The 17,383-nt window shown below is 71.5% G+C and carries 14 protein-coding genes; 6 read left to right on the forward strand and 8 right to left on the reverse strand.

Annotated features, from left to right (window positions below; translation table 11 throughout):
• The first annotated feature begins 956 nt into the window (after positions 1–956).
• The 3 genes from ACIRR9_RS45220 (at position 957) to ACIRR9_RS45230 (ending at position 4,243) form a co-directional block, all read left to right on the forward strand.
• On the forward strand, positions 957–1,163 hold the full coding sequence (locus ACIRR9_RS45220; RefSeq protein WP_403764828.1) for a hypothetical protein: 207 nt from the start codon (positions 957–959) through the stop codon (positions 1,161–1,163).
• 393 nt (positions 1,164–1,556) lie between these two features.
• Positions 1,557–2,825 carry a DUF3500 domain-containing protein gene (locus tag ACIRR9_RS45225; RefSeq protein WP_403764830.1) on the forward strand — a complete coding sequence of 423 codons (1,269 nt, stop codon included), beginning with the start codon at positions 1,557–1,559 and terminating at the stop codon, positions 2,823–2,825.
• The gene (locus tag ACIRR9_RS45230; protein WP_403764832.1) at positions 2,822–4,243 is read left to right on the forward strand and encodes a HupE/UreJ family protein; all 1,422 of its coding nucleotides are present in this window, start codon (positions 2,822–2,824) and stop codon (positions 4,241–4,243) included. The genes ACIRR9_RS45225 and ACIRR9_RS45230 overlap by 4 nt, the downstream gene beginning before the upstream one ends.
• A gap of 41 nt (positions 4,244–4,284) precedes the next feature.
• Here ACIRR9_RS45230 and purU read toward each other — a convergent pair whose 3' ends face one another.
• The 6 genes from purU to glyA are packed head-to-tail and all read right to left on the reverse strand — an operon-like array spanning position 4,285 to position 11,520.
• Entirely contained in the window at positions 4,285–5,139 is an 855-nt protein-coding gene (gene purU, locus ACIRR9_RS45235; RefSeq protein WP_403764834.1) for a formyltetrahydrofolate deformylase, read from the reverse strand.
• Between the two features lie 10 nt (positions 5,140–5,149).
• Complete coding sequence (locus ACIRR9_RS45240; protein ID WP_403253890.1) at positions 5,150–5,731, reverse strand: sarcosine oxidase subunit gamma; 582 nt, start codon at positions 5,729–5,731, stop codon at positions 5,150–5,152.
• The gene (locus ACIRR9_RS45245) at positions 5,721–8,591 is read right to left on the reverse strand and encodes a 2Fe-2S iron-sulfur cluster-binding protein (RefSeq protein ID WP_403764837.1); all 2,871 of its coding nucleotides are present in this window, start codon (positions 8,589–8,591) and stop codon (positions 5,721–5,723) included. Before ACIRR9_RS45245 ends, ACIRR9_RS45240 begins: the two co-directional genes overlap by 11 nt.
• The gene (locus tag ACIRR9_RS45250; protein ID WP_365338265.1) at positions 8,588–8,905 is read right to left on the reverse strand and encodes a sarcosine oxidase subunit delta; all 318 of its coding nucleotides are present in this window, start codon (positions 8,903–8,905) and stop codon (positions 8,588–8,590) included. The genes ACIRR9_RS45245 and ACIRR9_RS45250 overlap by 4 nt, the downstream gene beginning before the upstream one ends.
• 15 nt (positions 8,906–8,920) lie before the next feature.
• On the reverse strand, positions 8,921–10,165 hold the full coding sequence (locus ACIRR9_RS45255) for a sarcosine oxidase subunit beta family protein (protein ID WP_403764839.1): 1,245 nt from the start codon (positions 10,163–10,165) through the stop codon (positions 8,921–8,923).
• Positions 10,165–11,520 carry a serine hydroxymethyltransferase gene (gene glyA / locus ACIRR9_RS45260; RefSeq protein ID WP_403764841.1) on the reverse strand — a complete coding sequence of 452 codons (1,356 nt, stop codon included), beginning with the start codon at positions 11,518–11,520 and terminating at the stop codon, positions 10,165–10,167. Before glyA ends, ACIRR9_RS45255 begins: the two co-directional genes overlap by 1 nt.
• Before the next feature lie 143 nt (positions 11,521–11,663).
• Here glyA and ACIRR9_RS45265 point away from each other — a divergent pair, with 143 nt between their 5' ends.
• Entirely contained in the window at positions 11,664–12,341 is a 678-nt protein-coding gene (locus ACIRR9_RS45265; protein WP_403764843.1) for a GntR family transcriptional regulator, read from the forward strand.
• A gap of 83 nt (positions 12,342–12,424) precedes the next feature.
• A complete protein-coding gene (locus ACIRR9_RS45270; RefSeq protein ID WP_403764845.1) occupies positions 12,425–12,688 on the forward strand; it encodes a hypothetical protein in 264 nt (87 codons plus the stop codon).
• Positions 12,689–13,105: 417 nt separating this feature from the next.
• Here ACIRR9_RS45270 and ACIRR9_RS45275 read toward each other — a convergent pair whose 3' ends face one another.
• Complete coding sequence (locus ACIRR9_RS45275; protein WP_403764939.1) at positions 13,106–13,852, reverse strand: LuxR C-terminal-related transcriptional regulator; 747 nt, start codon at positions 13,850–13,852, stop codon at positions 13,106–13,108.
• Between the two features lie 345 nt (positions 13,853–14,197).
• Between ACIRR9_RS45275 and ACIRR9_RS45280 the strand changes: the two genes are divergently transcribed.
• Positions 14,198–16,123, forward strand: a complete 1,926-nt coding sequence (locus tag ACIRR9_RS45280) for a hypothetical protein (protein ID WP_403764847.1) — start codon at positions 14,198–14,200, stop codon at positions 16,121–16,123.
• Here the strand turns inward: ACIRR9_RS45280 and ACIRR9_RS45285 are convergent.
• Positions 16,110–17,279: a serine hydrolase domain-containing protein gene (locus ACIRR9_RS45285; protein ID WP_403764849.1), complete on the reverse strand. Its 1,170-nt coding sequence runs from the start codon at positions 17,277–17,279 to the stop codon at positions 16,110–16,112. The two genes, ACIRR9_RS45280 and ACIRR9_RS45285, sit on opposite strands and share 14 nt — an antisense overlap.
• Between the last annotated feature and the right edge of the window lie 104 nt (positions 17,280–17,383).

Here is a 17,383-nt window from a genome sequence, read left to right on the forward strand (position 1 = left end):
ACCGGCACCTGCACCACCTGCCACCAACCCCTGCCCAGAACAACCCCCACCAGCCAGAACCCGAGAGCCAGAGCAACTTAACGGAGTCCTACTAGTGCCGTATCCGCGCAGGTTCACCCTTGCGGCCGGGGCCGCCGGCGCGACGGTCGGTATGCGGAGCACGGGTGCCATGCCCACGGACCGCTTCACCCCGGCCGCCTTGCGGACCTTCCCTGCCCGAGCGGGATACGCCGCCCCATGTGCCCGCCGAGCAGCGGAAGCCGGTATGTGATGCTGCCCTGCGGCGGGTCTGAGCCCGGGTTCTGCCATCACACTCTCGGACGGAACCGCGGGCCTTTTCGCGGTCCGGCTCCGGTATCGGACCCTTCTTCTTTCCGGCAGCGGGCAAGGTAATCAGCAGCACGGCAGCTCCGAGGAATGCGATGAGCGCGATCCAGCCCGCGCCGACGTGGCGGGCCCCTTCGGCGGAAACCCGTGCCTGATCCTGCACCGGACCGGGTGCACCCTCCAGCCGGCCGATCCTGCACCGGCCTGTTCCAACGGCAGGTTGCTGATCGGCGCGGCCGTGACGGGGCCGATCACCATGCCGATCGGGAGACCCTGTATCACCGCCCATGGTCAGCGCGGCCATGGTCAGCGGCGGCACGGTGGCCGGGCGTAGCGAAAAGCGGCGAACCAGGCGCGCGGCAAGGGGCGCCCCCACGAGCGCGCCCATTGCGGTCGGCGGTCGGAATATTGGCCGGCCCCGCCTTCATCGGCGAAAATCCGAGCGCCGCATTGCCGCCACCGAATGTGCGTTGCGCGAGCAGTCGTGGATCAAAGCCGGGCGCCTTGACGCGCAGCTCGACGCGTCCGAAAACGGCCGGCAGAACCAGACCGGCAACGAATCGGCGCCCACACGTCTATGACTCCCCGCAGCCGCCTGACTTCCGGAGGGCTGCGACTGAGCGGATTTCATGCCCTGCCTCGGGGGCGACACCGAGATGGCCGACGTCGGGCTGGTACGGAGTGGCGGCGACGTCGGCGACGGTCTCGCTGTCCAGGCTGCCGCGCTCGACCCGGTGGAACATCTCGACGCACGCCTCGTGGTCGGGCTCGGCCGGGAAGGCGAGACGGTCCGACGGTTCGGGCGGCACCGCCGGGCGGCCGTCTCCTCGCGGTAGCGGTCCGCGGTGGTCCAGACGACGGCCAGAGGTCTTCCCGACCGTCGGCGTCGGCGCGCGTGGGCGCAGGGTTCGACGTGCCGGCCCTGACGGCCGCCCGTACTCGCGCCGACTCGGTCGATCACATTTGTGCCGGTTCGGTCGACGATTCACTCCGAAATCCCGGGGCCCCGCTTTCCTTGGTGAATTCTATTCAGTCTGTGAATCCTGAAGATTTGGTCACGGATGTAATTCGAAGACATTCCCCGCTCGCTTTGCGCGTTGAGTGTCAACAATGTTGTTGCTAACGTCCTCCGCGTTCCAGCGATTTCGCAGCCGGTCGACGGGTGCCTCCCGTACGGCTGGTTCGGCATGCCATGTCTTGCTTTCACCTTGTCGCAGAAGGAGTGGTTCGTGAGCAGGGAAAGAACCCGTCAGATACGGTCCCGACGGACCTGGCGGGGCGTGGCCGGCGCCGCCACGGCCATTGTTCTGGTCGGCGGCGGATTCGCCGTCGCCAATGCCTCCACCGATGGGGCGAAGAAATCGGCCGCCGGTGTGCAGCGCCCGGTCGACAAAAAGGCGAAGGGCGTCGCGGCCGTGGTCAGCGCCGCCAACGCGTTCCTCAACACGCTGACCTCCGACCAGCAGTCGTCGACCCTCCTGGACCTCACCCAGGCGAACGCCACCGCATGGTCGAACCTGCCGTGCGGCGGGTCCTGCCGCCCCGGCATCGACTTCGGCTCGCTCACCGACGACCAGCTGGCCGCCGCCGAGAACGTGCTGAAGCTGGCCCTGGGCACCGGCAAGGACACCGGCTACGAGCACGTCCTGCAGACCCTCAAGGCCGACGACGTGCTCGCCTCGGCGGAGAGCAGCAGCTCCGCCTCCGCCGCACCGACGGACGCCCCCTCGACCGGTTCCTCGGCGGACCCGAGCGCGAGCGCGACCGCCACCGACGTCCCGACCGACGTCCCGACCGGCACCCCGCCGTCCGGCGGCACCGGCGGCGGCGCGGGCGGCTTCTCGTACGGCAGCGGCTCCTACTACCTGGCGTTCCTGGGCACCCCGTCGAAGACCGGCACCTGGCAGTTGCACTTCGGCGGTCACCACCTCGCCGTGAACATCACGTACAAGGACGGCAAGGTGTCCGGCGCCAGCCCGTTCTTCACGGGCGTCGAGCCGACCACCTGGACCGCGGACGACGGCACCACCTACGCGCCGCTCGCGAAGTTCCGCGACGGTCTGCTGAAGCTGACCGGCAGCCTGAGCACCGGGCAGCTGGCCGAGGCCAAGCTGTCCGAGTCGTTCGGCGACGTGCTGCTCGGCCCGGGCAAGGACGGCGACTTCCCGGAGACCAAGGAGGGCGTCAAGGTCAGCGAGCTGTCGGAGAAGCAGCAGAAGCTGGTCCTGGCGGCCATCCACCCCTGGGTCGCCGACGTGGACGACGCCACCGCGAAGCAGCTCATGAAGACGTACGCGAAGGAGCTCGACGAGACGTACGTCGCCTACTCCGGCGGCACCGGCCTGGACACCCAGGGCGACTACGTCCGTATCGACGGCCCCAGCGTCTGGATCGAGTTCGTCTGCCAGAACGGCGTGGTGTACCAGAACCAGATCCACTACCACACCGTGTACCGCGACCACACCCGCGACTACGGCAACGAGTTCTCCTTCTCATGACCGGACCGCGAAACTGGCTGACCACAGCGCTGGCACGGCTGTTGGCCGGGATCGCGATCGTGGTACCGGCGGCGCTCCTGCTCGGGGCGTCGCCGGCCGCCGCGCATCCGATGCCGCACTCCGTGGTCCGGCTCGACGTGTACCGGACCTCGGTCGCGGCCCGACTGGAGCTGCCGGCCGACGAGTTCACCCGGGCCAGCGGGATCGACCTGACCGGCGCCACCACGGCGACCCTGCCCGCCCGGGCCGCGGCGATCCGCGCCTACCTGGTCCGGCACATCCATCCGGTCACCGCCCGGGGCAGGGCATGGCGGGTCACCGTCGGCGCGCTGAGCCTCAGCCGCAGCCGGCAGACCTCCACCGGCTCCTACCGCGAGCTGACCGCCCAGGCCGTGCTCGCCCCGCCGGCCGGCGCCGACGTACGGCACTTCACCTTCGACTACGACGTGATCGTCCACCAGGTCGTCACCCACGTCGTGCTGGTGACGGTCCGCCAGGACTGGGCCGCCGGGCGGGTCGACGGCAAGGGCACCACCCAGGTCGGCACCATCGAGCTCGACACCCGGCACATGACCGTCCCGCCCCTGAAGGTCGACCTGGGCGCGGGCAGCGCCTGGCGCGGCTTCGTCGCCATGGTCGGACTCGGCGGCAACCACATCCTCACCGGCACCGACCATCTGCTGTTCCTGCTCATCCTGCTGCTGCCGGCCCCGCTCGCCGCCACCGGCGGCCGCTGGAACGGCCTGGTGGGCGCCGGCTCCGCCCTCGCCCGCATCGGCCGGATCACGCTCGCCTTCACCGTGGGGCACTCCGTCGCGCTGGCCGCCACCGCGGTCGGCCGCCTGCAGATCCCGAGCCGGCCGGTCGAGGCGTTCATCGCCGTCAGCATCCTGGTCGGTGCCGTCCACGCGATCCGCCCGCTCTTCCCCGGCCGGGAAGCGGTCGTGGCCGGTGTGTTCGGCCTCGGCCACGGTATGGCGTTCTCCTTCGTGCTGGCCGAGATGCACCTGTCCACCGGGCAGTTGGCGACCAGCCTCCTCGGCTTCAACCTGGGCATCGAACTGGTCCAGCTGCTCCTGGTCTGCCTTGCGCTGCCCTCGCTGCTGGTGCTCGCCCGCCTGCGTCCGCAGCCCGCGCTCCGGGTGACCGGCGCGGCGCTCACCGCGGTGGCCGCCCTCGGCTGGCTGGCCGACCGCCTCGGCCTGCCCAACCCCGTGGCCCGTACGGCCGACAGCGCCGGTGCCCACACCACCCTGCTGCTGGCGGCCCTCGCGCTGACCGCCCTCACGGCCGCCACATGGGCCCTGGCCGCCCGTCTCCGCACCCGCACGCGGCCGGACATCGGCCCGGCGGCCCGGACTCCCGAACCGCCGCTGTCCCGGCTGCCGGCAGGACGGGGAGGCCGACGACCCTCATAGCGCGGCCTCCTCCTCCCGCTGCCGCAGGTGACGCGTCAGGGTCAGCTGAAGACCACGGTCCGGTTGCCGTGGATCAGGACGCGGCCCTGGCAGTGCCAGTTGACGGCGCGGGCCAGTGCCAGGCGTTCGGCGTCGCGGCCGACGGTGACCAGTCGTTCGGCACCGCACCGGTGATCGACCCGGATGATCTCCTGCTCGATGATCGGTCCCTCGTCCAGGTCGGCCGTGACGTAGTGGGCGGTCGCGCCGACGAGCTTCACCCCGCGTCGGTGGGCCTGGTGGTACGGCTTGGCTCCGGCGAAGCTCGGCAGGAAGGAGTGGTGGATGTTGATGGCCCGGCCTTCCAGCCGCTTGCACAGGTCGTCGGAGAGCACCTGCATATAGCGGGCGAGGACGACCAGGTCGACGTGGTGTTCCTCGACCAGGGCGAGCAGCCTGGCCTCCGCCTGCGGTTTGGTGCCGGCCGTGACGGGGACGTGTGTGAAGGGCAGGCCCTCGGCCGCGGCCAGCGGCTCCAGGTCGGGGTGGTTGGAGACCACCAGGACGATCTCGGCGTCCAGCGCGTCGCTGCGCCACCGGTAGAGCAGGTCGGCCAGGCAGTGGTCGAACCTGGACACCATCACCAGCACCCGCGGCTTGACCGCGGCGTCCCTGAGCTGCCAGTCCATCCCGAACTCGGCGGCCACGGGCGCGAACGTGTCCCGCAGCCGGTCCAGGGAGACCTCGGTGCCGGGGGCGGCGAAACTCGTGCGCAGGAACACGATGCCGTGGTCCGCGTCGTCGAACTGCTGGTGCTCGGTGATGTCACAGCCGTGCCCGAGCAGGAACGACGTCACGGCGTGCAGGATGCCGGGGCGTTCCGGGCAGCTGAGGGTGAGGACGAACTCGTTCTTCATACAGGGCTCCTCAGCGGTATTCCGTGCAGGCGTCGACCAGCCAGGCGGCCAGGTAGGAGGCGAACGAGGAGCGGACCAGCAGCCGGACACCGCAGGCCGCCCCGTCGTGCACCACGAGGGTCACCGGAGCCTGGGCCAGCAGCGTGGTCAGGCAGGAGCCGACGGGCGTCACCCGCGGATCCAGGTCGATGGCACAGCCCTGGGCCAGGACCGTGCGGACGAGGTCCCCGGACAGGGCCAGCGTGGTGCGCTGCGCCGAGACGTCGGTGACGGTGGCGAACTCGTCACCGATGGCCGAGCGCAGCCGTGCGAGCAGGTCGTCCTGCCGGCCGTCCGGGGCCACCAGCAGCCATTCGTCCGGCCCCATCCACAACACCTCGACGTCACCGGAGAGTTCGGCACGCAGCGGGCCGGGCAGGGTGACGCCCAGGCAGGACTCGACGGCCTTCGCCGCGGCGCCGCCGGGCGGCACGCGGAGGGTGAGCTGGGTCAGGCAGGGCAGTTCCCGCACCCGGAATCCGGCCGGCGACTGCGCGAGGCGGTCCTGCCACTCGGCCAGCGGGCTGAAGCGAGCGGGTGTCTCAACCGTCACGGCGAGCTCCCTCCTTGTCGAAGAGCACGGGGTCGGTCACGGTCACCGGGACGGTGCGGCCGTCCAGCGGGACGTAGAGGGTCTCGCCGATGCGCCGGGTTCCCGAGCGCACCAGGGCCAGGGCGAACGTCCGCCGCAGGGCGTCGCTGCGGTAGCTGGAGGTGACATGGCCCAGCATGGGCACCGGGGGCTCCGGGATGTCGCTGGTGGCGATGATCTGGGCGCCTTCGGGAAGCAGCACGCGCTCGTCGGCCGGCAGCAGGCCCACCAGCTGCTTGCGGTCCTCCCGCTGGTTCTCCGCGCGGCTGAAGGACCGCTTGCCGACGAAGTCCGGCTTCTTCTTCGACACGACCCACGACATGCCCAGGTCCTGCGGGGTGACGGTGCCGTCGGTGTCCTGCCCGATGATCGGGTAGGCCTTCTCGGCACGCAGCACGTGCATCGTCTCGGTGCCGTACGTCGTGAGGCCGAACCCGCTGCCCGCCGCGCAGAGGGCTTCCCACACCGTGATGCCGTACCAGGCGGGCACGTTGATCTCGTAGGCGAGCTCGCCGGAGAAGCTGATCCGGCACACCCGCGCCGCCACCCCGGCGACGGTGGTGTCCTGCCACGACATGAAGGGGAAGGCGTCGTTGTCGACGTCCAGGTCCGGTGCCACCAGGGCCAGTACGTCACGGGAGCGGGGGCCGACCAGGGGGATCGTCACCCAGTGCTCGGTGACGGAGGTGAGGTGCACACGCAGGTCGGGCCACTCCGTCTGCAGCCACTCCTCCATCCATTCGAGGACCTTGGCCGCGTTGCCGGTGGTCGTGGTGAGCAGGAACTCCTGCTCGGCCACCCGGATCACGGTGCCGTCGTCGATGGCCATGCCGTCCGCGCCGCACATCACGCCGTAGCGGACCCGGCCCACCTTGAGGCTGCTCATCAGGTTCGTGTAGAGCCGGTCCAGCAGCACACCGGAGTCCGGGCCCTGCACATTGATCTTGCCGAGCGTGGAGCCGTCCATCATCGCCACGCCGGTACGGGCGGCCCGGCACTCGCGCAGTACCGCCTCCTCCATGGTCTCCCCGGCCCGCGGGTAGTACCAGGGGCGCTTCCACTGGCCGACGTTCTCGAACAGGGCGCCGTGCTCGACATGCCAGGGGTGGATCGCGGTCACCCGGACCGGGTCGAACAGTTCCCCGCGGTTGCGGCCCGCGAGGGCGGCGAAGGAGACCGGCACGGCGGGCGGCCGGAAGCGGGTGGTGCCGAGGTCGGCGACGTCCACCCCGAGCGCCTCGGCGACGATGCCCGAGGTCATCACGCCCGAGGTACGGCCCTGGTCGTGGGCGGTGCCGATGGTGGTGTACCGCTTGACGTGCTCCACCGACCGCAGGCCCGCCCCGGTCGCCCGCAGTACGTCGGAGACGGTCGCGTCGCGCTGGAGGTCGACGAACTGCACCGCGCCTTCCGGGCTGTCGTCGGCGTCCTGGGGGCTCGGCACCCGCCAGAGCACCCGGGTCGGCGCTCCGTCCGGGAGCGGGGCGGTGGCCGGCGGGGCGGTCTCCGGGCCGGTCCTGCCGATCGCGGACAGGGCCTGCCGGGCCGCGTCCACGCCGTCCGTGAGACAGCCGGAGAGGGTGAAGGTGCCACTGGCCGCCCCCGCCGTACGGACGTTGCCGGGCGCGTCGGCCGGGACGAAGGCGCCGATTCCGGCGTCGTAGCGCAGGGTGCCGCGGGCCTGGCTGAACAGGGCCACCGCGGGGTTCCAGCCGCCGGAGACCAGCAGCAGATCGCAGTCGACGCCCTGCCGTTCGCCGAGGTTCCCCTGGCCGAAGGGGGCGACATGGGCACGGGTGACCTGCTCGATGCCACTGGTGCCGGTGACGACATGGCCCGCGCGGATGTCGATGCCACGCTCGGCGCAGGCGGTGCGCCAGTGCTCCGGCACCTCCTCGCGTACGTCGACGACCGCGGCGATCCGCACGCCCGCGTCGGCCAGTTCGAGGGCGGCCGGGTAGGCGCTGTCGTTGGTGGTGAAGACGACGGCCCGCGAACCGGGCAGGACGCCGAAGCGGTTGAGGTAGGTGCGGGCCGAGCCGGCCAGCATGATCCCGGGACGGTCGTTGTTGTCGAAGGCGACCGGACGTTCGTAGGCGCCGGTGGCGTACACGACCTGCCGGGAGCGGATCCGCCAGATCCGCTGCCGGGAGACATGGGCGGGCGCGGCGGCACCGAGGTGGTCGGTGCGCTTCTCCAGGGCGAGGACGAGTCCGTCGTCGTAGTGGCCGAAGGCGGTGGTGCGCGAGAGGACCTGTACGTCGGGGTTGTCGGCGAGTTCGGTGAGGACCTCGGCGACCCAGGTGAGCGCCGGTGCGCCGTCGATCAGTTCCCGGCTGCCGAGCAACGACCCGCCCGGCTCCGGGAGTTCGTCGACGACGATCACCCGGGCTCCGGCCCGTGCGGACGCGAGGGCGGCGGCCAGTCCCGCCGGGCCCGCGCCGACGACCAGGAGGTCGCAGTGGGCGTGCATGGTGTCGTAGCGGGCGGTGTCCGGATCGCCGGCCAGCTTGCCCTGACCGGACAGACCCCGGGCGACGAGGCCGTCGTACAGCTCCACGGTGGTGGCCGTGAGCATGGGCTCGGGGAAGGGCGCCTCGATCTGCACGAGCGCGTTGGGCTCCTCGGCTCCGGCGGCCAGGATCCCGCGCGGCCGGCCGTACTTGATGCCGTCGGCCACGTGGTGCACGCCGTTGGCCAGCAGGGCCGAGGCGAGGGTGTCGCCCGGGTGCCCGGTGTAGGCGGTGCCGTCGAAGGTGAAGGAGAGGGCGGTGCCACGGTCGACGCGACCGTGGCCCGGGGCGCGGAAGGGGGTGTTCATCGGCTGGCCTCCTGGCCCTTCGCGGTGCTCGCGGTGCTCGTCGTGGCAGGGCGCTCGGCGCCGGCCCGGTAGACGGCGAGGAACTCGTGGGTGACCGTGTCGCGCACGGCGTTGAACCAGCGCCGGCAGCCGGCCGAGTGCACCCAGCGTTCGGCGAACGGGCCCTTGGGGTTGTCCCGGAAGAAGACGTACTGGGCCCACTGCTCGTCGTCGAGCGCGTAGGGGTCCTCGGGGTAGGCGACATGCGCCTGACCGCCGTAGTGGAACTCGATCTCCTCGCGGTCACCGCACCAGGGGCAGGTGATGAGCTGCATGCCGGAACTCCTCGCTCAGTGGGCCACGGCGGCTGCGCCGTGCTCGTCGACCAGGGCACCGGTGGTGAAGCGGTCGAGGGTGAAGGGCGCGTTGTAGGGGTGCGGTTCGCCGGTGGCGACGGTGTGCGCGAAGCACCAGCCGACGCCCGGTGTGGCCTTGAAACCGCCGGTGCCCCAGCCGCAGTTGAGATAGAGGTCCTCGACCGGCGTCAGGCCGACGATGGGGGAGGCGTCCGGGGTGGTGTCGACGATGCCGGCCCAGGTGCGCAGCATGTGGGCGCGGGCGAAGACGGGGAAGAGCTCCAGGGCGGCGGCCATCTGGCGCTCCAGGATGTGGAACGCGCCGCGCTGTCCGTAGCCGTTGTAGCTGTCGATGCCGGCGCCCATGACCAGTTCGCCCTTGTGTGCCTGGGAGACGTACACATGCACGGCGTTGGACATCACCACGGTCGGGTGCACCGGTTCCAGGAGCTCCGAGACCAGCGCCTGGAGGGGGTGGCTCTGCAGCGGCAGCCGCAGTCCGGCCATGCCGGCCAGCACGGAGGAGTGACCGGCCGCCGCGAGCGCGACCTTCCCGGCGGCGATGTGGCCGCGGGTGGTCTGTACGCCGCGCACCCGGCCGTCGACGATGTCGAGGCCGGTGACCTCGCAGTCCTGGATCAGGTCGATGCCGTACGCGTCGGCCCGGCGGGCGAAGCCCCAGGCCACGTAGTCGTGCTTGGCGATGCCCGCGCGCGGCTGGTAGGTGGCGCCGAGCACCGGATAGCGCACGTCCGGCGAGATGTTGACGATGGGACAGACCTTGGCGACCTCGTCCGGCTCCAGCCACTCGGCGTCGATGCCGTTGAGCTGGTTGGCGTAGACCCGGCGCTTGCTGTCGCGGATGTCCTGGAGGGTGTGGGCGAGGTTGAGGACGCCGCGCTGGCTGAAGAGGATCGGATAGTCGAGGTCCTCTTCGAGGGTCTCCCAGAGCTTGAGGGAGTGCTCGTAGATGCCGGAGCTCTCGTCCCACAGGTAGTTGGAGCGGATGATCGTGGTGTTGCGGGCCATGTTGCCGCCCGCGAGCCAGCCCTTCTCCAGCACGGCGATGTTGGTGATGCCGTGGTTCTTGGCCAGGTAGTAGGCGGTGGCCAGGCCGTGCCCGCCGCCGCCGACGACGACGACGTCGTACGACCGCTTGGGGTCGGGGTTGCGCCAGAGGAACTCGGGGTGGTCGGGCAGGTCGGCGCCCGGCGTGGCGGGGGCGGTGTCGCGATGCATCACTGGGCAGCCTCCTCGGCCACGAACTGCGGGTCGACGGCCGCCGGTTGCGGGTCGGCGGGGTACAGCGGGAAGCGGTCGGTGAGGACCTGGACGCGTCGGCGCAGCTCCGCGGCGACCTGGTCGTCGAAGCCGGGCAGGAAGGCGGTGGCGACGATGTCGGCGACCTCCGTGAACTCCTCGGCCCCGAAGCCGCGGGCGGCCAGGGCCGGGGTGCCGATGCGGACACCGGAGCTGACCATCGGCGGGCGCGGGTCGAAGGGGACGGCGTTGCGGTTGACGGTGATGCCGACCCGGTGCAGCCGGTCCTCGGCCTGCTTGCCGTCGAGTTCGGAGTGGCGCAGGTCCACCAGGACCAGATGCACATCGGTGCCGCCGGTCAGCACGCTGACCCCGGCCGCCTTCGTGTCCTCGGCCAGCAGCCGCTCCGCCAGGATCGCCGCTCCCTCCAGGGTGCGGCGCTGCCGGTCCGCGAACTCCGGCTGGGCGGCCATTCTGAACGCCACGGCCTTCGCCGCGACGACGTGTTCGAGCGGGCCGCCCTGCTGGCCGGGAAAGACCGCGGAGTTGATCTTCTTGGCGAGTTCGGCGGTGGACAGGATCACCCCGCCGCGCGGACCGCCCAGCGTCTTGTGGGTGGTCGTGGTCACCACATGCGCGTGCGGCACGGGGGAGGGGTGCAGACCGGCGGCGACCAGGCCCGCGAAGTGCGCCATGTCGACCATCAGGTAGGCGCCGACCTCGTCCGCGATCCGGCGGAACTCCGCGAAGTCCAGATGGCGGGGGTAGGCCGACCAGCCGGCCACGATCAGCTTCGGCCGGTGCTCGTGGGCGAGCTTGCGGACCTGGTCCATGTCGATGCGGTGGTCGTCCTCGCCGACCTGGTAGGCCGCCACCTTGTACAGGCGGCCGGAGAAGTTGAGCCGCATGCCGTGGGTGAGGTGGCCGCCGTGCGCCAGGTCGAGGCCCAGGATGGTGTCGCCGGGCTGCAGCAGGGCGGCCATCACGGCCGCGTTGGCCTGGGCGCCGGAGTGCGGCTGCACATTGGCGGCCTCGGCTCCGAACAGCGCCTTGATGCGGTCGATCGCGATCTGCTCGATGGCGTCGACGTGCTCGCAGCCGCCGTAGTAGCGGCGGCCGGGGTAGCCCTCGGCGTACTTGTTGGTCAGGACCGAGCCCTGGGCCTGCATGACCGCGAGCGGCGCGAAGTTCTCGCTCGCGATCATCTCCAGGGTGCCGCGCTGCCGGGCCAGCTCCGCGTCGATCGCCGTCGCGATCTCGGGGTCGAAGTCATCGAGCTGAGCGCTGAGAACCGCGGAACGGGCCGCGTGCCGGCCGGGGGCGTGGGCAGTCATGAGAACTCCTTGAGGACCTGAAAGACCTGAGAGACCTGAAAGGTCTGAAGACCTGGAGACCGACTGGAAGGAGACTGATATATCAACCTGCTGTTGCGCTACGCTAAGAGGACGGATCGGCCCGCGTCAAGGGAGGGTTTCACGTGACTTCGTCGACCGTCGCTGGTCAGAGCGCTGGTCAGAGCCCTGGTCAGGGCGCCGGAACACTCGCCGATCAGGCCTATCGCGCCATCTCGGACCGCCTGGTGACCCTCCAGATCCGTCCCGGAGAGCCCATCAACGACGAGCGGATCGCCGCCGAGCTCGGCTTCGGGCGCACTCCCGTCCGGGAGGCCCTCAAGCGCCTGGAGCACGAGCGCCTCATCGTCGCCTACCCCCGGCGCGGGACCTTCGCCACCGAGGTGCAGATCGCCGACCTCGGGCACATCTCGGAGGTCCGCAGAGAGCTGGAGCCCCTCGCCGCGGGCCTGGCGGCGCAGCGGGCCGGCGAGGCCGACCGCGCCGTCCTCGACGGGCTGCTGGCCCACCTGGCGGACGCGTCCGACGCCGGCACCGACCTGATCCGGCTCGACATGACCCTGCACCGGGCCATCTACGCCGCGACCCGCAACCCCTACCTCGAAGACACGCTGATCCGGTACGACAACCTGGCCACCCGCATCTGGTGCCTGTTCCTCGACCGGCTGCCGGGCCTGGCGGGCCATGTGCACGAACACGGCCCCCTGCTGCGAGCCATCATGGAGGGCGACGCGGAGAAGGCGGCGGCACTGGCCGAGGAACACGTCAGAGGGTTCGAGGCGGCGATCCGCAGCGTGATCTGAACGGCGGACGGCGTGCCGCGGGCGGTGTGCCGCGAGCCGCACGCCTCGCACCGGCCGGGTGAACCGGCCGGATCTCGTGGCCGTTGTGCCGAGCGGACGGGCTGCACACCCTTCCGCTGCGGGACGCCGTCCGCGTCTCCGCCGCACCCGAGGAGGTCACCCGGGTCTTCGGCCGTCTCACCGAGAGTATCCTGACTCTCCGTCACCAGCGGTTCTCCGGCGGGGAGGAGGGGCGGCACGGGACACCGGGCCCCGGGGCGCCGGCCGCGCGGCAGGATCCTGTCACCGGGCCGTCCCGCGACGAGTTCCTCGACGTCCTGACGAGCCGCCGGACCGCGGTCGGCTGAGCCGCTCCGGCCGCCCGTGTGCACCGCACAGCAGGCAAGGTGCCCCACACGCACCGCTGGGCTACGCGACCCGGCTCCCGGACGGCAACCGGCCGTTCGTCGCCGGGCTGCCGGGGCGATCCCGCCGATCCGGCCCAGGTACCGCCGATCATGTTGTGCGGGCTGCACGTCGCCCGCAACTCCTCTACCAGGCCGGGGAGTTCCTGGTTCAGCAGATACAGTCCGCCGGGCAGCAGGCCGTGGGTCCGGCGGAACTGGTGCACCCCTGGTCGGTGCCAGTCGTCCCAGATCGCGTCCGCGTCACCGGGCGGCGGCAGCGGATCACCGTCGAGCACCGTGACCCGGATGTCCTCGGCGGCCGGCAGCAGGGCGGTGACCAGTCCCGTCGGTCTTCTAAGGGGCGTCCGTCGGGGCTCCTCAGGCCGCCGGCCTGAGGAGCCCCGACTCGTAGGCGAAGCTCACCGCCTGGACGCGGGCGCGGGCGCCGATCTTTCCGAGGACGTTGCTGACATGGGTCTTCACGGTGGTCGGGGCGATGGACAGCCACTGTGCGATCTCGGCGTTGGACCAGCCGGAGGCGACGGCGACCAGGACGTCCCGCTCGCGTTCGGTGAGGGCGCCGAGCCCCGAGGGGCGGGGGAGGGGGCGGACGGTGTGCTGCTCGCGGACGGCGTCGATGAGCGCCCGGGTCAGACCGGGGGTGATGACGGCGTCCCCGGCGGCCACCACCCTGATGGCCGCGGTCAGTTCGGCCGGGTCGGCGTCGTTCAGGAGAAAGCCGTCGGCGCCCGCGCGCAGGGCGGCCCAGGCGTCCGCCTCCCGGTCGGCCGCGGTCAGCACCAGGACCCGGGGGGTGAACGCCTCCTCCTCGGCGAGGTCGGCGAGGTCGGCGAGGTCGGCGAGGCCGGTGACGCCGGTGACGCCGGGGGTCCGGCGGGCGGGGCGGGGCGGGCGGGCGAGGCGTCGGATGGTCTCGATGCCGCCCGCCCCGGACGGCCGGCTGTCCATGAGGACGACATCGGGGCGGAGCGCGGCGCTCGCACGGATCGCCTCGTCCCCGTCCGCCGCTTCCCCGACCACCGTCAGGCCGGGCTCGGCGGTGAGGAGCATGCGCAGGGCGAGGCGCTGGAGGGATTGGTCGTTGACGACGAGTACGGAGACGATGCCTGTCTTCTCCATGCGAGGTCCGTTCCGTGCGAGGTCCGTTCCGTGAACGAAACGGTTTCGTTCACATGCTACGCCCACTCCCACGGCACCGGGAGAGCACCCCGGGTGTTGCTCGACCCGCGCCGGTCCCGTACCCGTCCCGCGCCGTACGCCGTGATCAGGGCCCGGATCCGGTCGCGCGCCCCGGCAGCGCATGGTTCATATCTCGGATGGCCATGGCCCGGCGGCCGATTCACAGGGGCGGCTCACTTCTGCGCCCCCCCCGGGCGCTGCTTCACTCCCTGCCACGCCACCTGACGTCGACCACCCCATGAACAGCCATGGGACACAAGGGAGTTCGGCATGCCCAGAAACACCCTGAGGACCGAGGAACAGACCCGCGCCGAACGCGGGGTGACCATGCGGGCGCGGGTGCGCGCGCTGCTCGTCGTCGGGGGCGTTGCCGCCGCGCCCGCACTGCTCGCGCCCACCGCGGCGCGGGCGGCGGGACGGCGGAGCAGGACCGTCGCCGCGGGGGAGACCTGGGAGGTCACCGAGATCACCCGGCTCGACGAACTCGTGGTGGCGGAGGGGGCCGTCCTGACCGCCCCCGACGGCCAGATCCTCTCCCTGACCGTGAACGGCGTGGAGACGGGCTCCGCCCTGGACGGCACCTACGGCTGGACCACCGTGACCGCGGCGGGGACGTACCGAGGCGATGTGGTCCTCACGCCCGCCGTGGACCACCTGGAGTCCTTCGCCGGCGCCACCTTCCACCTCCGCCAGGCCGTCTACGTCGGCGCCGACGGCGTCGTACCGGCGAACTCGGTGCTGTCCGCCGTACGCGGCGGCCGTCTCACCGACGCGTACGCGAGGAACGTCGGTCTCACGTCCACCGGCGAGGCGTTCAACGGCTTCTTCGTCGCCGACGGCGCCTCCTACGTACTGGACGGGCCCCGCATCCGCTTCGACGGCAACGGCCGCCTGGACTTCGCCAGTTACGGCTCCGCCGTCACCGGAGCGGGCGATGGCACCCGGCTGGTGGTGGACGGCGCGGAGATCGACAACCGGGGTGCCGTCCGCACCGGCGTCATCGCCCGCGACGGCGCCGACGTGATCGTCAAGAACTCCCGCATCCACACCCGCGAGGGCGTCCTCCCCGCCGACTACCAGCCCGGGTTCGGCGCCAACATGATGACCGTGCCCTGGATGCTGGGCCTCAGCGGCAACGTCCGCGCGACCAACGTCCTCGGCGAGAACACCACCGCCACCTACATCGACTCCCGTATCTCCTCGGAGTCCTGGGGCGTCCTCTCCACCGACTCGGTCCGCAACTCCCGGCTCACCGCGATCAACAGCACCGTCACGCTCACCGGTGACTCCGGCTACGGCACCTATGCCGACGGCAACAGCCAGCAGGACCTCTTCCTCGGCACCCACTTCGACGTGGCCACCTTCGCCGCCATCTCCACCGGCAGCCCGGTCACCTTCGGCGACAGCACCCGCGAGGCGGTCGCCGCGCTCAACACCGAACTCGGTCTCGGGCTCACCGACCGGGAGCTGGCGGCGATCGAACCGCGCCCGTCGGTCGTCAGCTCGCGCGGCTTCGGCGTGATGTGGCACAGCGGCAACGGCGGCTCGGTGACCATCGGCGGCGGCACGCGGTTCACCACCGCAGAGACCATGTTCCTCGACAAGGCCAAGCAGATCAGCATCACCGTGGACGGTTCCCAGGGCGCGCGCCTGCACGCCGGCAACGGGGTCCTCGTCCAGATCATGGAGACCGACGACCCGGGCTCCATGACCGGCACCTACACCGAGCCCACCGGCGACCCGTCGAAGGACACCACCTTCGACACCGCCGCCGAGCACACCGCCGACGCCACCGCCACCTTCACCGACATCGCGCTGCGCGGCGACTTCTACAACGCGATGCGCACCGGCAAGAACCTGGTGGCCGCCTTCGAGCGCACCCGGGTCGAGGGCGTGATCTCCGCGTCGGCGTCCCGGCACGCCGTCTCCACCATCACCTCGACGGAGTGGCGGCAGATCAACCACGTCACCAACACCCCGCAGGCCGCGGTCAACAACGGCGTGATCGTGAAGCTGGGCGCCGGATCGGTCTGGACGGTCACCGGCACGTCGTACCTGACGAAGCTGGTCGTGGACGCGGACGCGACGGTGCAGGCGCCGACGGGCCGGACCCTCACCCTCTCCGTCGACGGCACGGCGACCGCCCTGACCCCCGGCACCACCTACACCGGCGCGCTCACCCTCACCCCTGCCTGAGCGCGGCCAGCGCGATCCGCTCGGCCACCGGGTTCATCTCCTCGCCCTTCGCGTCGGTCGAGCCGACCGAGTAGACGAGGGTCCGGCTCAGGTCGCGGGTACCGGCGATGACGGAGCTGTAGCCGTACCGGGCACCCGACTTGAGCCAGTACACCCGCCCCTGGTACGCGAACCGCTGCAGCCCGGCACTGTAGGTGGCGCCCTCGATGTTCGCCGGGACCGTGAACATCTCCTCCAGCCGCGGTCCCGGCGGCACGATCCGGCCCCGGAAGAGGGAGGTGAGCAGCCGTTCCAGGTCGGCGGTCGTGGAGATCATGTCCCCGGCCGCGAACCGGTCCGCCTGGTTCCACTCCGTGACATCGACGAACTCGGTGGTCCCGTCGGCCTCGGTCACCTTCTGGTAGCCGTGGTTGTGCGGTCCGCGGATCCGCGGGTCGGTGCCGGGGAAGTAGGTGTCCCGCATGCCGGCGGGGCGCAGCACCAGCCGGGTGACCTCGTCGTCGTACGACCGCCCGGTCACCTTCTCGATCAGCAGCCCGAGCACCGTGTAGTTGATGTTGAGGTAGTCCTGCCGGGTGCCCGGGGCGAACTCCGGCCCCTTCGCCACCGCCGACCGTACGACCTGCTCCGGGGTGAGCGTGTCGAAGCGGTGCGCGTACTGCGCCTCGAAGGAGTCGCCCCAGCCGTCACCGGCCTGGATACCGCTGGTGTGGTTCAGCAACTGCCGTACGGTGATGGGCCGGAAGGCCGGGGTGAACAGTCCCGGCAGGTAGCGCTGGACGGGCGCGCCGAGGTCGACCCGCCCGTCCGCCGCCAGTCGCAGCACGGCCGCCGCCGTCACCACCTTCGTCGTCGAACCGGCCCGGAACCGGGCGTCCGGGTCCGCCGCCCGGCCGCTCGCCAGATCGTGCACGCCCGCGCTGCCCCGCCAGGCACCGTCGGTGCCGCCCACCCGGACGAGCGCGGCGGTGGCGTCCGCGTCGGGCAGCCCGGCGATCGCGGCGCGCAGCGCCTCGGCGTCCGGGCCGGTGGTGTTCCGGTCGACGGCGGGTGCCGATGCCGCGGTCGCGGCGAGGGCGGGTGCCGTCAGCGGTCCGGCCGCGAGGGCCAGGACGAGGGAGGCGGCGAGAGCGGTGCTCCGGGTACGGACACGCATGCGTGAGCTCCTCAGAAGGCGATCGGTGAAGGGGATGTGATCATCTTCCCGGGGTGCGGCGGCTCCCGGATCGTCGGCGAGGAGGGCCGGCGCCCCGAAGTCCT

The sequence above is a fragment of the Streptomyces sp. NPDC101234 genome (genome assembly GCF_044767525.1).
Classification (GTDB): Bacteria; Actinomycetota; Actinomycetes; order Streptomycetales; family Streptomycetaceae; genus Streptomyces; species Streptomyces sasae.